The sequence below is a fragment of the Pseudomonas sp. 5C2 genome (assembly GCF_034314155.1).
Classification (GTDB): Bacteria; Pseudomonadota; Gammaproteobacteria; order Pseudomonadales; family Pseudomonadaceae; genus Aquipseudomonas.
This window is the reverse complement of the sequence record NZ_JAVIWH010000003.1, coordinates 1,344,530-1,358,666: the sequence shown is the minus strand read 5'-3', so window position 1 is coordinate 1,358,666 and position 14,137 is coordinate 1,344,530. Positions and strand designations below refer to the sequence as shown.

The 14,137-nt window shown below is 56.5% G+C and carries 17 protein-coding genes; 14 read left to right on the top strand and 3 right to left on the bottom strand.

What is annotated here, in order from left to right; translation table 11 throughout:
- Nucleotides 1-193 precede the first annotated feature (193 nt).
- The 10 genes from RGU44_RS21050 to RGU44_RS21005 all read left to right on the top strand — a co-directional run bounded on the left by RGU44_RS21050 (nucleotide 194) and on the right by RGU44_RS21005 (nucleotide 7,635).
- A complete protein-coding gene (locus RGU44_RS21050; protein ID WP_322277848.1) occupies nucleotides 194-367 on the top strand; it encodes a hypothetical protein in 174 nt (57 codons plus the stop codon).
- On the top strand, nucleotides 364-591 hold the full coding sequence (locus tag RGU44_RS21045) for a hypothetical protein (RefSeq protein ID WP_322277847.1): 228 nt from the start codon (nucleotides 364-366) through the stop codon (nucleotides 589-591). Before RGU44_RS21050 ends, RGU44_RS21045 begins: the two co-directional genes overlap by 4 nt.
- Nucleotides 588-866, top strand: a complete 279-nt coding sequence (locus tag RGU44_RS21040; protein WP_322277846.1) for a DUF3077 domain-containing protein — start codon at nucleotides 588-590, stop codon at nucleotides 864-866. Before RGU44_RS21045 ends, RGU44_RS21040 begins: the two co-directional genes overlap by 4 nt.
- Nucleotides 867-872: 6 nt before the next feature.
- Nucleotides 873-1,160, top strand: coding sequence for a hypothetical protein (locus tag RGU44_RS21035; protein ID WP_322277845.1), 288 nt, complete (start codon nucleotides 873-875; stop codon nucleotides 1,158-1,160).
- Nucleotides 1,153-1,380: a hypothetical protein gene (locus RGU44_RS21030; protein ID WP_322277844.1), complete on the top strand. Its 228-nt coding sequence runs from the start codon at nucleotides 1,153-1,155 to the stop codon at nucleotides 1,378-1,380. Before RGU44_RS21035 ends, RGU44_RS21030 begins: the two co-directional genes overlap by 8 nt.
- Nucleotides 1,377-2,258 carry a toprim domain-containing protein gene (locus RGU44_RS21025; protein WP_322277843.1) on the top strand — a complete coding sequence of 294 codons (882 nt, stop codon included), beginning with the start codon at nucleotides 1,377-1,379 and terminating at the stop codon, nucleotides 2,256-2,258. The genes RGU44_RS21030 and RGU44_RS21025 overlap by 4 nt, the downstream gene beginning before the upstream one ends.
- Nucleotides 2,245-4,050 carry a DUF927 domain-containing protein gene (locus RGU44_RS21020; RefSeq protein ID WP_322277842.1) on the top strand — a complete coding sequence of 602 codons (1,806 nt, stop codon included), beginning with the start codon at nucleotides 2,245-2,247 and terminating at the stop codon, nucleotides 4,048-4,050. Before RGU44_RS21025 ends, RGU44_RS21020 begins: the two co-directional genes overlap by 14 nt.
- Nucleotides 4,051-4,386: 336 nt before the next feature.
- Complete coding sequence (locus RGU44_RS21015; RefSeq protein ID WP_322277841.1) at nucleotides 4,387-4,701, top strand: hypothetical protein; 315 nt, start codon at nucleotides 4,387-4,389, stop codon at nucleotides 4,699-4,701.
- Complete coding sequence (locus RGU44_RS21010) at nucleotides 4,698-5,306, top strand: hypothetical protein (protein ID WP_322277840.1); 609 nt, start codon at nucleotides 4,698-4,700, stop codon at nucleotides 5,304-5,306. The genes RGU44_RS21015 and RGU44_RS21010 overlap by 4 nt, the downstream gene beginning before the upstream one ends.
- A 214-nt stretch (nucleotides 5,307-5,520) precedes the next feature.
- Nucleotides 5,521-7,635, top strand: a complete 2,115-nt coding sequence (locus RGU44_RS21005; RefSeq protein ID WP_322277839.1) for a hypothetical protein — start codon at nucleotides 5,521-5,523, stop codon at nucleotides 7,633-7,635.
- Nucleotides 7,636-7,703: 68 nt separating this feature from the next.
- Here RGU44_RS21005 and RGU44_RS21000 read toward each other — a convergent pair whose 3' ends face one another.
- Nucleotides 7,704-8,090: a hypothetical protein gene (locus RGU44_RS21000; RefSeq protein ID WP_322277838.1), complete on the bottom strand. Its 387-nt coding sequence runs from the start codon at nucleotides 8,088-8,090 to the stop codon at nucleotides 7,704-7,706.
- A gap of 793 nt (nucleotides 8,091-8,883) precedes the next feature.
- Nucleotides 8,884-9,501: a hypothetical protein gene (locus RGU44_RS20995; RefSeq protein ID WP_322277837.1), complete on the bottom strand. Its 618-nt coding sequence runs from the start codon at nucleotides 9,499-9,501 to the stop codon at nucleotides 8,884-8,886.
- Between the two features lie 382 nt (nucleotides 9,502-9,883).
- Here RGU44_RS20995 and RGU44_RS20990 point away from each other — a divergent pair, with 382 nt between their 5' ends.
- The 4 genes from RGU44_RS20990 (at nucleotide 9,884) to RGU44_RS20975 (ending at nucleotide 12,432) form a co-directional block, all read left to right on the top strand.
- A complete protein-coding gene (locus RGU44_RS20990; RefSeq protein ID WP_322277836.1) occupies nucleotides 9,884-10,180 on the top strand; it encodes a hypothetical protein in 297 nt (98 codons plus the stop codon).
- Nucleotides 10,181-10,421: 241 nt separating this feature from the next.
- The gene (locus tag RGU44_RS20985) at nucleotides 10,422-10,625 is read left to right on the top strand and encodes a hypothetical protein (RefSeq protein WP_322277835.1); all 204 of its coding nucleotides are present in this window, start codon (nucleotides 10,422-10,424) and stop codon (nucleotides 10,623-10,625) included.
- Between the two features lie 447 nt (nucleotides 10,626-11,072).
- Nucleotides 11,073-11,924 carry a TIGR04255 family protein gene (locus tag RGU44_RS20980; protein ID WP_322277834.1) on the top strand — a complete coding sequence of 284 codons (852 nt, stop codon included), beginning with the start codon at nucleotides 11,073-11,075 and terminating at the stop codon, nucleotides 11,922-11,924.
- 10 nt (nucleotides 11,925-11,934) lie between these two features.
- Nucleotides 11,935-12,432: a hypothetical protein gene (locus RGU44_RS20975; RefSeq protein WP_322277833.1), complete on the top strand. Its 498-nt coding sequence runs from the start codon at nucleotides 11,935-11,937 to the stop codon at nucleotides 12,430-12,432.
- Between the two features lie 742 nt (nucleotides 12,433-13,174).
- On the opposite strand, the gene mobV is transcribed toward RGU44_RS20975, so the two are convergent.
- Nucleotides 13,175-14,125 (bottom strand): MobV family relaxase, encoded by a 951-nt coding sequence (gene mobV / locus RGU44_RS20970; protein WP_322277831.1) that lies wholly within the window; start codon nucleotides 14,123-14,125, stop codon nucleotides 13,175-13,177.
- Nucleotides 14,126-14,137 lie beyond the last annotated feature (12 nt).

The following is a 14,137-nucleotide window of genomic DNA, read 5'->3' as shown; positions in this document are numbered from 1 at the left end:
GCGCACAGGCGCCCCAATCACGATTACAGGCGCTTTTTTTGTGCCTGCACATCCTGTTTATGGTGGCTGTGCGTGGGAGACCTTCGGGTCTGCCGGGTTCCTTGATTCCCGGTTCGCCAACCTGCGCACAGCTGCCACCCGAAATCGTTTGGCGACGATCAGTGGCAGCTCCTCAAATCTAGGAGCCGTAACTATGCAGTTCTCCCGCACTCAAAATCCGTCCGCAGCATCCGGCAAAGCCTCCGCGCACCGCGCTATGGCAATCGCCGCACTTCATGCCGACTCATCCCTGTCTGTTCGCTTGCGTCGCTGGAATCACCATATGACCATCGCTCGCAGCCTGGAAACTGTCGGGGGTGCCGCATGACCTACCCTATCCAATCCGTCGCATCGCCCGTCGATAGCACCCTCGACGACCTGCGCGGCGCGCAAGAGATCCTTATGCTGCTTGCCATGGCTCTTGCAGTCATTGCGGCGCCGACCACACAGCCGCTTGTGTCGAAAGTTCTGGCCACGTTCGCTCAGCACACAGCTATGGCCTGGGCCGAACTGCTCGAAGGCGTGATTGAGTCGAATGGGGGTGATCTGTGATTAAGCCGCTGATTACTACCGAGGAAGGATTCTCAGAGATTGGCGGTCAAAAAATCTTCAGCGTTACCCCCGGTATCAATGCTGAGTTCGCGCTAAACAAAGCGTCCGACCTCCTGTCTTGCGTCGCTGACAGCATCGAGCTTGCCGGTATGGGGACGCCGCTCAAGGGCAATCAAGCCTGGATGGCCTATCACACCATAGAGAGCGCTAAGGCGATCATTGACGCGCTGTGGGCCACATTGCAGTTCGATAGCCCTGACCCCGTAGAGGCTTAACCCACCATGAATAACCAAACCTGCAACACAGTGGGTGCGCTACCGGCTTGCCCGAAGAAAGTCACCGAGCTGTTTTACCTCTGCCATCCGAAGGCGGCCAAGGCGCTTCTAGGGCCGTTCTTGAGCCAGGCCGACGCAGAGTGTGGGCGTGTCGTGATGCGCAGTGCTGACGCCGTAGTGACGGCCGGCCTCATCGATTCGCTGGACGACCTGACTTACTGGCACGCCGTGAATAACGGGCAGGTAGTCCGGGCCTTTGCTGGCGCTGATCGCCAAGGGGTGCGCCATGAGTAACGTCACCCCAATGAAGCGCAAGGGACGTGGCGAGCCGCCCCGTGAAACCGCGCATATCGACAGCGCCAGCTATGCGCTGCTGGTGGAAACCCTGATCGGCTTCCTGGAACTGCGCATCGCGGAGGGTGACGCAGGCCGTCACTGCGATGAACTGGAGCGCCTGACCCAGCAACTGGAGCAGTTCGCCCAACGGTTCACATCGCCGAAGGGGGTCGCATGACAGACGTGACGATCCTATTCCGTGACGCGCTCCAGTCTGTCTATGGCCCGTTTGATTGGCTCCCCGAGCCGGACGGCAACATCCACCGGTTTCGCGTGCCAGACGACAAGCCCGGCACCCTCAACGGCTGGTATGTCCTGTATCTGGACGGCATCGCCTCGGCCGCGTTCGGCAGTTGGAAGACTGGTGGCGCCTCCACCTGGTGTAGCCGTGAGCCGGTCGACGCCCGTGAAGCCGAGCAGGTGCGCCAACGCATTGAGCAGGCCCGGCGCCAGCGTGAAGCCGAACGCCAACTGCGCCAGAAGAACGCCGCCGAATGGGCTAATCGTTGGTGGAGTAACGCCCGCCGCGCCGACCCTGATCATTCGTACTTGGCTGCCAAGGAAGTTCGTGGCCACGGTCTGCGCCAGCGCGGTGATGAGCTGCTGGTGCCGCTCTACGCCAACGGCCAACTGGTCAACCTGCAACGGATTGGGCCGGACGGCGGTAAGCGCTTCCTCGCTGGCGGCAAGGTCAGCGCCAGCTATTCAACGTTCGGCAACATCACCCCTGATCGCCCGCTTTGCGTCTGCGAGGGCTGGGCCACTGGCGCAACGCTTCATCAGGACGGCGGATACACCGTCGCCGCAGCCATGAACGCCGGAAACCTCAAACCGGTGGCGCTGGCGCTTCGTGCCCGGTACCCGAATCAAGAAATCATCATCGCCGGTGACGACGACAGGCGTACCGACGGCAACCCCGGACGCGCTGCCGCCAATGCCGCCGCCGCAATCGCTGGCTGTCTGGTGACTTTCCCCGAATGGCCCGCCGGTGCGCCCGACACGCTGACCGACTTCAATGATTTGGCCGTATGGAGCAAAGCCCATGGCATCGCCTGAAAACAACGTCATCAACCTGCGCCCCGAAGCACCCATGGTTAAGCCTGAGCGCCCTTGCTGGGCCGTGTATGAGCGCGGGGTGACAAACGAGAAAGGCCGCAAGCTGCGCCCCGGCGTGTACCGGCATGGCTTCAAGCGAGTGGCTGGCCAAGATGACAGCGACGACGATAACGATGGCGTCGAACGCCCCATCACTGACGAGTGGATCGCTACTCCCGTGACCGTAGCGGCCCGGACGACCAATAGCGACGACGGCAGCGAGGGCCGTTTCCTGCGCCTGGTGACGGAGAACGGCATCAAGGAATGGATCATCCCCATGGAGGTGTTCGGCGGCAGCGGTGAGGACGCCAGGCGCCAACTGTTCGGGATGGGCGTGATTATCGCGCTCAAGAAACGTGGCGCGTTCATGGAGTACCTCCTAGATCAGCGCCCCGACCAAGTATTCGCAACCACTTGCCGCCCCGGCTGGCATGAGTCGGGCGCGTTCGTGTTGCCTGGCCGCACCATCGGCAGTGACAAGGTGCGTTATCAGGCCAGCGGCAAGGGACAGAACCTATTCAGCGTCCGCGGCGATCTGGAGAGCTGGAAAACCGAAGTTGCGGCCAAGTGTGAGGGCAACCCGGTACTAACGCTGGCGATTGGCTGCGCACTGGCTGGCCCGCTGCTGAGTCTAGTGGGCGTATTGGGTGGCGGCGTCCACCTGGTGGGCGATAGCTCCAGCGGTAAGTCACTGGCGCAACTGATCGGGTCATCCGTGTGGGGTGATCCCGGAATCTTTGCCGCGTCGTGGGACATGACCAAGGGCGGCTTGGAGATCGAGGCGTCTGGGCGCAATGACACCCTATTGCCCCTGGACGAAATCAAACGCGCCGACCCCAAGCGCGTACAGGAAATGGCGTACTCGCTCGCCAACGGCCAGGGCAAAGGCACCATGACCCGCGAGCGTGAAGGTCGGGCCAAGCTGAGTTGGCGCCTGCTGACGCTCTCCAGCGGCGAACGCTCCCTGTCTGAACACGCGGCCATCGGCGGTAATGCGGCCCACGCTGGTGCTGAACTGCGCATGGTGGACGTGAATGCCGGTACTCGCACCCACCGTGCCTTCGATGAATTGCATGGCCTGGAGGGCGCCGACTTTCACCGTTTTCTGACCGTCGCTGTCGCCGCACACCACGGGCACATTGGATCGGCATTCGTGGAAAAGTTGCTCGCCAGCAATGACCGGCCCGGCCTGCTGAAAGACTTCGCCGGTATACGCGCCAGTTTCGTCGAGGACAACGCTCAAGCCGGACGGGTGGCGGACAGGTTCGCCGTCATTGCGCTGGCGGGGGAAATGGCTATCGCCTATGGCCTGTTGCCCTGGACGCCTGGTAACGCCCTTGCTGACTGCCAGTTGTTGTATGGCGAATGGCTGAGCCGTGTAGGCGGCGGCAACGCCGAAGACCGGCAGATCCTCGCCGGAATCCTGGACTTCATCGATAAGCACGGCAGCAGCCGATTCTCGAACGTAGACGACCAAACCATCGACGCTAAGGTGTTCAACCGCGCCGGGTACTGGGAGACCGTGGGCCAGAAACGCCTGTACCTGTTCAACAAGTCGGCGCTGATCGAGGCGGCTCATGGGTTCGGCCTTACCCGCGTCATCAAAGCGCTTGAGGTGGGCGGCGCACTCACCAAGCACGACACCGACCGCGATAGCCGCAAGACCAAGAAGTACCGCATTCCGGCCGGCGGTTCTGCCCGCTTGTACGTGATCGATCCAGAGGTCATGGACGGCGAAGGTGGCAGCGTATGACCCCTATTACCACCAAGAACCAATACCCGAGTTCACAGGAACCTATTTTTGTGGGGAACAGGGGGAACGGGGGAACGGCCTTTAAAACCGTGGCCTGTAGCCGTTCCCCCTTATTAGATGTATGGGGAACAGGGGGAACACAAACATGTTTTTCAATATAAGAGCGTCAGATTTTCTGAACATTCGGTTATCAGCGTTCCCCACAAAAAAACATGGGGAACAGAAACCCCCTCTGGAGGCCCCGGAAATACTGGACGTTCCCCTTGTTCCCCCGTTCCCCCGTTTTTTTTCTAGTCACACATATGGGCAATGGCGCAATTCGATGGCGGTGACGTCATGAGCCTGCTTTCCAGCCTGCTCGATCACATGCCGCCGACCATCGCTGGCGCCGATAAACCGACCATGGCGAATCGCTCCCCGGATCGTCCGCGCCTGGTGTTGGTCAATCGCGCAGAGCGCCCCGTCCAATTACCGGCAAGCACTTACACCAATGCCGCCATGGCAACGCCTGAGTGGCGCCATACCCGCGACCAATACATCAACCACCTTATGGCGTGTCGTTCCTGCTGCGCGCCCACCGGCCGCCACTGCGCTGCTGGCGCTGACCTGCGCGCCACTTATGACCGCACACCTATGGAGTCGCACCAATGACGCTGAACCTCATCCTTGCCCTGTGCAAGATCGGATTGAAGCCAATCACCAGTGCCACCACGAAACTCATCACCAACCGGCGCATTTGTCGGGCCATGGCTCATCAACTCGACTCAATCCACAGCGAACGCCGTGCCATGCGCCGTGAAGCGGGCAAATTGAAAGCGTTTATGCCATTCACCCGGCAAGCCATTGCAGATCTGGAGCAGCGAGCGCAGGCACACCGAGAGGATGAGCGCAGTGGGGCGCGCTTTGTACTGGCTGGGTTTGGACAATCACTGATGTTCGACCGCGAAGGGTTGGCCGATGCGCTGGGCTTCGACCGTATGTGCGACCTGATGAGCGTCAACCCGGTTCATCGCCAGCAAGCGCACAAGGACGGTGACACCAGTCTTCGCGGAGTGGCCTACCTATCCCAACTGGAGGACAGCGCCACCGGGTACGGCGACGAATGGGGTGCCGGTGGCCCGCTGTATCGCGCCTGTCATGCCGCAATGATCCATTTCATCAAGGAATGCCCTGAGCACCTGCTGCCCGATCCGTTCGCGCCTGGTGAGCTGTTCGGGCCGAAATTACCGCCCGACCTGCGCATCGTCGGCAAATAAACCCTTCCCGTGTCGCGACACGTTTTCTGCAAACGCAAAACGTGTCGCGCACCACCAGAGCAATACCGCCGGGCATCCGCCCAACACATGAGAGGTAAAACACATTGAATAAGACACGATCCACGAACGCGAATGGCTTCCGGCTATTTCACCCAAGGTTGTTCGGGGCATGTACGCCGCTCCGTCACGCCCACATCAAAAAAGGTAACTAACCATGTCGATTGAAGCGTATTCAGTCGCGGTCAAGCTCTCGCTGATCAACCATGTCAGCTCTGGCCTGCTAATGATCTCCAAGAACCTGCATACCACTGGTATGGATGCCGACTTGCTGAATAGCAAGTTGATGTCGATCGGCAAGCAAGCAGCCATTGGCGGCGCCATGTTCGGCGGCGGCCTTGGGATTGCAGCTATGTTCAAGGGCCCACTCGACAGCGCAATCACATACCAAAAAGAGATGTCCAAGCTCCGGCAACAGGGGCTTGGACAATTACAGATCTCTGAGGCTATGAAGTTTTCCGAGGCAAACAAGATCATCGGCACATCGCTGATAGATCGAACCAAGATGTTCACAGACGCCCAGGGCGCGTTCCGGGAGTCTGGCAAGAGTGGTTTCGAGGCGCTGGCCGCTGCGAAAGTCATATCCCCCGTACTTGCGCAGTACCAAGTGGCGACCGGAATGCTCGCTGATGGCAAGCAGGGAATGGCTCATGAGCAGTTTATGCAGATGAGCAAAACAATGGAGCTTATGGGGGGGCTCAACGACGCAAACAAGGCAGCCCAGATCGCTGATGGCATTTTCAAGACCGTTCAATCGAGCGGCAAGATGGTTAGCGAGCGCGATCTGCGACTGTTCATGTCCCATGGTGGCGTCGCTGTGGCCGGGCTTACCCAAAAAACGATCTTCGCTGGCCTGGAACCAATCATTGGCGAGCTTCACGGTTCAATGGTCGCCACCGGACTTCAGACCGCCTTCAGCCGAACACACGGCATGATGGCCTTGACCCCCAGCATCACGACCAATGAGATGCTGCGCCTTGGGGTCTGGGATGCGAACAAGGTGGCGAGAACGAAGGGCGGCGGCGCCCGGTTCCTGCATGGCAGCCCCATGAATGCAGGGCTTGCGCACCTACAGGACACCAATACGGTCGAGTTTGCTCAGGCGATGATGGGCATCTACGCAAAAAAACACATCACGTCGCTGACTGACATGGGCCGAGAGAACAACATCCTGTTCGGACGAACCGGCGGTGCGATCTACACCCGAATCATGCAGCAAATGCCGGTTCTGCTTCACTCGCTCGATGCTTATGACAAGGCTCAGGGCATCAGCCAGACCATCGAGGCAAACAAGGGCTCTCCGATGATGAAGACCCTTGAACTGTCGAAGGCGATGGACGATTTAAGCCTGTCTATCGGCCAGAACGTGATGCCGGTGTTTCTCCCCATGCTCACCAAGCTGACTGAGCTATCTCAAGAGCTTGGGAGGCATCCGGCCCTGATCAAGGGCTTCACATACTCACTGATTGGACTGTCGACCGTCCTTGTCACCGGCGGCCTGGTCAACATGATCGCGGCCTCATCGAAAGGGTTTGGCCTGCTATTCACCGTATTGAGTGGAGGGGGTGGGATCACGGGAGCGGTACTTACCGGGGTGTCGATCATCGGTAAAGTGCTGATGATCGGGCTGCGCGCAATCCCGGTGATCGGATGGGTCATGTTGGCCGTTGCCGCCGGGATTTATCTCTATCGAAACTGGGACATGATCTGGACGAAGACCAAGGCGATCTGGGGGAAAGTCAGCCCCTACATAATCGGCGCCTTTCAGTGGATCGGTGATGCCGCCACCTCGATATGGACTGGCATCAAATCCGGGATGAAATCCTTTGTCGGGTTCTTCCTCGATCAGTGGCAGTGGCTTTTCAACACGGTGGTTACAGGTATCAACTCGATGCTACCGGCCGGAATGGCGTTCAAGAAGGCAACGTTTGCAGACAGCTGGAGCAAGTCGGACAAGCAATGGCTGGCAGGATCTCCGCTTGTGACGCCATACCCGGCGCACATTCCAATTACGCCGCTGCTAATGGTTCCGCCAAGCACCTCGAATGGACAGCCATTGCCAGGAGCCATGGTTGCACCAGTTCCGCCAAGGCAGGCCCAGACCATTCAGGTCAGCACCAGAATCGACCTGAGCGGTAAAAAGATCGCAGAGGCCGTAACGGAGCACCAGGCCAAGGAATTGAGTCGCCCCAACACCGGAACCAACGGGTTCGACCCGTCCCGCAGCATGCTTATGCCTGGCACGCCGAGCGCCGTTTATCCAAGGGGCTAAAAAATAGGCTCTCCGGTTGCCAGGGTGCATGCCTTGGCAGTCGGCGCGCCGCTCGATGCCTTTGTTAATTACAGAATCTCCGGCCCATGGCATTTACCCTTGGAAAGCCATAGTGCCGTTCTTGTTGTCGGCGTGTATTTGCCATTCCTGTACGAAAACCCGGCAGAGCCGAGCGCCGTGCATTCTTTTGAGTCGGTTTCAAAGCTGTAATCCATGTCGCCATCCTTGGTGTCCGGATCTCCTTCAGCATCCGCTTTAGAAAATTTCATCACAGCCACAGAATTTATCTTGATTCCATTGAGTCTTGCCCGGTCGGTAAGACTTCCGACAATTGTCGGGATTTTATTTGTGATTTTTTCAATATCTTTTTGGTTTTCGTAATACTCGCTTTCAAGAGCCTGTGAGAAGCAGGAGTACGCAACCAGCAACGCAATAACAATTAGCTTCTTGCTCATATCACTCGCCAAAAATCACAGAAAAAATAACGTATAGAACGGCGATCAGCGCAGGCACTGCAAACACCATGGTTACGCTGCAGACCGTGAACAGCAGTAGGCCATTTTGAAAGCCAAGCCTTGCGGGCTTAGGAGGCGCAGCGGTTCGCCTGGAACGTGGCGCGCCTGGGGCAGGCGTAATCGAAACCTCTTCGATCTCTTCGTCACGCCACTGAAAAGTACGGCCACGTCTTGCCATGTAAGGCACCTCGAAAGCATGAACCCTCTGTACGTCACCCAGCATAGCTGCCACGAAGAGTAACCACCCGCGTAACCACCAAAAGTAACCACCCCAGCCTGGTTACCGCCCATCAAAGGGGGGCTCCGTTATGGGGTCTCCCCTAAACCACACAACCTTGACAATTGTTAACAGACTGGCGGGCCACGCCTCGGCCTGGACACTAACATTTACTAACAGGCTGGCGAGTTGACCAAAGTCCGACAGCTCGCCCTAAACTGCTATTCCCGTAGCATTTCAATGTCAAGTTTTGACAAGTTTTCGCGCTGAAAAAAGGTTAAGTTTTGTTAAGTCGCTGGCGCCGACCAAATCGTCCGGTATCCAGTCTGGTATCCACGGTTTTAGGGCATTGTGAGCCGGATACCAGGGCCAGTGACCAGCCGAGTGACCACCATCAGTGACCACCTTTATCTGGTCACAAAACCATCAAATCCCGTTTGGGGAAACACGACCCCATGAATGAGTCGCGTCAAGTGCCGATTGGCATGTTTTCGCGCAGTGTTTCGCGCAGCAATTTCACGCATCCTGGAGTGCGCGAAACACTCCCCCCGGACAGGTACGCACGGCATTGGTACGCAGGCCGGTACGCACTCCTGGTACGCATTGCGGAGCGCGCACCGGCAGCAAGTTCGCACCCGAGGTTCGCACCACTGGTTCGCAGTGCTGGCGCGAACCAACGAGGTTGCCCGGTGTGAGGTTGCCACGCTGGTTGCCACCGAAAGCCGACCCTTTGCGCGGCCTATAAAGCGCTGGTTTCCACGGTATCGCAGTGTTTTTCACTGGCCGAATGCTGGTTTGCGAAATAACCCCATGAATGAGGCGAAATGACGCGAAAACGATGTTGAATGAGCGTTGCGAAAACCGAACCCCATGAATGAAACCTGTTCTGCGAAATCTACCCCATGAATGAGGTCGGTCAACCCCGTTTTGCGAAACACCCCATGAAAGAGCATCGAATGGCGCGTTTGTGAAATTAACCCCATGAATGAGGTAAAAGCTCGCCAAATCGAGGCCGAACGACGTGTTGTGAAACAACCCCATGAATGAGGCCGAAACACGCTTCAACGAGGTCGAATGAGCGATTTGTGAAAACATCCCATGAATGACCCGCGCCAGCCGTTCCAATGTCAACATTTGTCAACATCACGCCAGGCCGAACACTCGATCCGACATTAGGTTTTATAAGGTTTTGAGCTTCGTCAAATGTTAGGTTTTGTTGGGTTCCGGCGTGTTGGAATCGACACACTGTGTGGAAATTGACACGGCGTTATCCAGACTGGCATCCGAAAGAGGTTCCTCAGTTTTGAGGGCGATCCAGATAGCGCGCCGGAGCAGGCTCAGCTTAATTGTGACCCAGACTCGCTGTTAGCAAAGATCAACGATCCACAGGTTTGCTGTGCACAAACTCAATGCCTTTGTTATATTCCGGCGATAGCGAAAGGCCATGCCTATAACCTGCCAAAGCGGAAATGGCCTCCCCCCGATATTCGACGATCAAAGAAACGGAGTTTCACTCATGGCGCATGTCCACTTTCAAAAAAACAATGTTACTCGAGAGGTCAAGGCTGGCTTCTCGTGGACTGTATTCTTCTTCGGGGCTTTTCCATTTGCATTTCGCGGTCAGTGGGGATGGTTTTTCCTCACCGCACTGATATGCATGGCCACTCTAGGATTCGGCGGAGTAGTGGTTGCATTCTTCGCGAATAAGGTCACCGGGAGATGGTTGGCAGAGAATGGATGGACTGTCACCGCCGGCATCCCTCCTGCAAGCTGGGGATTCCAACCTGCATTACTCAGCACATCAGCAGCGTAAGATCAGGCGGGCAACCACCGAGCCATCCCCTATTACGAAGAAGCCCGGCCCCATCGCCGGGCTTCTTCGTTTTCGACCTTACCGCCTGGTTCTCGTCCTGACAACATGCCTGGACAGGAGCCGTTTAATTGTTATCCCGAGCCACCTTTGACCCTGGCTGGTAACATTTGATCCACGCCATGTGTGTAACGCACAGAGCATCACCGTACCCGTCTAGCAGCCACCACTCCGAGGGCCGACCGTGTCCGTTATCGACTGCGACTACCTGCCCCAACCGAAGCAGATACCCTTTCCGCCCGAGCTGGCATTGCTGATTGTGAGGAAGGCCGCCGCTATGGCCGACGCTTTCGAGAGTCAGGCACTCGACCAGCTCACCAAGGATGCCAGGCGTGCGCTCTCGCAGGGTTCGGAGCCGCGACAGATCATCAGGGAAATGCGGCTGTAGATAGCGGCAAACTTTCCGACATCTAGTGCGCGACACGTTTTCGTTATGGCGGATTGTGTCGCGGACAAACTACCCAAGATGCGGGTAGTTCTGCGATTTCAAATCGGGAAACCCCAGATCGCCACATAAGACCGCACCGGGTAGCGACACCTGCCATACCGAAATGGGAGGTCAGGTGAGCACTTCGCTGGTCATGGAATGGCAGTCGAACGGCTATCATAGCAATGCCTAAAGGGTGTGCCCTCGCGCTGCAGGGGCTTGTCGCTTGCGTCGCTCCTCAAGCAGTCCTATAAGGTCAAAGGCAATGTGCTTTAATACACGCATGGGGAAGGGGTGTGCTAACCTCGCGCGCTGGTGAAGGTAGGCCGTGTGCATGCCACTGACGAGGCTGCTTACCTCTGCTGCCGTTATTCCAGCACACATGATCGGAACATTTCCTGAGGTTTCATGGCAGCCATGATCAAGCCGTTTGACGAAGAGCACGGGCATGCGATCAGCAATGTACTCATTGTTTTCGAGTTCTCTGCGCCTCTGTCACCTCACGTTTTCACTGATCTTCGGGCCGGTGGAAAACTGCACGAGAGCCTGAAGGCTGATCTGCCTCGCGTAGTTGAGCAGCAGCAGATGACGTTCAATTTCAACGTCGGCGCGGATCATCAAATGTTCGCTCCTCCGATTTCACAGCCTGGCATGATAGGCGGTATATCTTTTGATCGAATAAAGCCTAACGGTGAGGCCGCAATGTCGGTCAACGTTCAAGCGAACGCTCTCCTGATCATCTGTGGCGAATACGAGCGATGGGCCAAGGTTTCGGAGGAGGTAGGGAAGTATCTAGACATCCTCAATCCGCTGCTATCTCCTATCTCAGTATCCTCACTACTTCTTCAATATACCGACATATTCAAAGTTAGTTATGAGGCTGGTCAACCCTGCCCATTAACTGATCTATTTAGCTCGCAGAGCAAGTATCTACCACCAAGTTTCGCCAACATAAGTGATTCGTTTCACTCGCATCATGGATTTTTTACGACTCCAGATTTCACTCTCAATGGAAAGCTTCTAACAAACATCAATGTGAACGTTACAGAAGCCGCATCGGTATTCGACGTTAACATCGTAACAATGCACAAATACATGCTTTCCGACATGCTTCCACTAATAGCGCAAGACTCGGAAATCAATAAAATAATTAAACCTGTCTTCCAATACTTACACGATCAAAGCAAGTTGGTTTTCGGGGATTTACTTACCGACGCTGCTAAGCGCCTGATTAAATTCGACTCTAAGAACCCCGCATAAGGAGGTCTTTATGAGCGCCACCACGGAAAGACGCACTTCGATAGCAGAGCTTCAGCCAGCATTTGTTGCTCGCAGAAGTGAAGCCTCGACATTTGAGCGGACGAGCTTCACATTTGGGGCTCATCGATCTTTACCGCCGACACATAACCAGAGTCGGGAATTTGGTATGTACCGGCTGATCGACAAGCTGCATTCATACCGTAGCCTCTATAAAGACTGGGATGGCTATGGCGGCGAACCTGCAACTTACGCTTCGTGGAGTAATGCGCTTGAGTTCGTGAGCCGCTTGGCGATTCGTTTTAGCGCTCCAGTGCCGATGCTAGCAGGAGACGGTGAGATCTCGCTTTTCTGGAAAAAAGATGGACGTTATCTGGAAATATCGTTTCCAGGTGACAACACATATCACTTCATCTTTCAATATAGCCAAGAGCAATTTGCGAGTGACGATATATCACTCGAAGGAAATTACTTGGATGACACTTTGATTGCGTATATGGGCCGGATCTAAAAGCTTATGTCATGTAAGGTGCTCTTCGCGAGTTTGTCCACAAGTATTGGTGTTGCAGAAAGAGCGACTCTAATAGACCAGTCGCACCCTGAAGCTTGCTGTGAAACAGAAAGCGTTAGTGAGTTTTCGCCTGGGCCAGTGTCGAGCGATGAGTACCTGCATCGTTACGTATTTTCCCCATTGCACTTGCATGACGGAGGCGTGTTACCGGCTCTCTTCAGCGACGCCAAGGACAAGGGGCTTTCCTGCGAGCGAGGCCATTCAGATGCCCCGCATCCAGATATTCACGGTCGTGGGGAGGTCCAGGTTCAGGCGTTCAACGACCGCCGACAATCATCACAGCCAGAACGCACTTATGTTGGGACTGTTACTGCGCAGGTCGAAACAGTACGCAAGATTGTCATAGCGGGGGCGCGCGCGTTTGCTGTGTATGACACCGCATTGCCTGACAACCCCGCGCATGTTGATGTATTTGAGATAGCTAATCGAACCAAGGCTCAGAAAAAGCTTGCGAGACTTGCCTTGGCGCAATCGTTCACAAACGTGCCAGTCAGCCCGTAGCGCCATCCATTCTAAAATTCAGCCCGCTCAGCGAATGAATCGCTCTGCGAAATTAACCCTACGAATGAGTGGAGCCAATACCTGACCCCGAGCGAGGCCAGAGACGCCCTCAAAATTGGGGATATCTAATCAACGGACTGCTACGATGATCGTTTCCCCGAAACAGGGTGGTTGGAATGCCTCAGTGTGGCGTTATTACCACGCCGACCTCGAGCATTCTCCTTGTCATGGCGCTGAGCTGCTTGGCCAGCCGGTCAGCACGGCTCAACTCCTTGTCAGCCTTCCGCAAAGCCATATCCAATGCCTGATCGACCTCAGCTAACTTGTCGGCTCGCTTTTCTAGCGTGATCTCCCGATCCTCGAGCGCCCGCTGAGCCCGCCTGAGTTCGACCGCCTGCCGATCTAGGGCTGTCTGCAGCGCATGTAGTGCCTCGGTCGCTGTGTGCTGAAGCTTGTTCTGAATGGCTGAGGTCTTCGCCCCCAGCAGCAGCGCCTTGTAGCTCGGCGTCTGTATGCCGACGGCTGCAGCGGCTAAGTCTGATCTCTCAATGACAGGCTCAACAGCGGCGAGCGCCTGGTAATACTGCCCGACCTTCTGATGGGTGGCTTTCGATCCCTCGATGCCGCGAGACAGCACGAAAGGCTTCCCGCACCAATGATGGAAATCGGTCTGCATCTTGCGCAGCTTGGCGGCACCTCCGAGGAAGTCACGCGCCGACAGTCTCCCGTCCTTGGTCAGCGGCACAACATATGCGACAAGGTGGGGCGTGGTCTCATCCAGGTGAATCTCGGCACAGACAATGTTCGCGCCACCGTGTCGAGCCTTCAGCCAAGCTATCGCTCGATCAAAGTAGCCGCCGGTGTCGGGCATCGTCCCACCATGCCTGGCGAATGCCTCGGGGCTTGCGGTGATCAGATATTCAATGCAGAGCACCGCACCCTTACGCCTGCGCTCCGGCAGCCTGGCCAAGACCGCGCTGGCAAGATCGGTCGCACCCGTTGCGCCACCGACGTGCACATTGGCCGCACCATTGGAGTTCGGCGTGGGTACCTCTCGAAATGTGTGTCGTCCTGATCCCAAGATCTCGGCAACCGACTTCAGCTTTTTTGTTCTTAGTATCGCGTAAGGCATGACAGCCCCCCC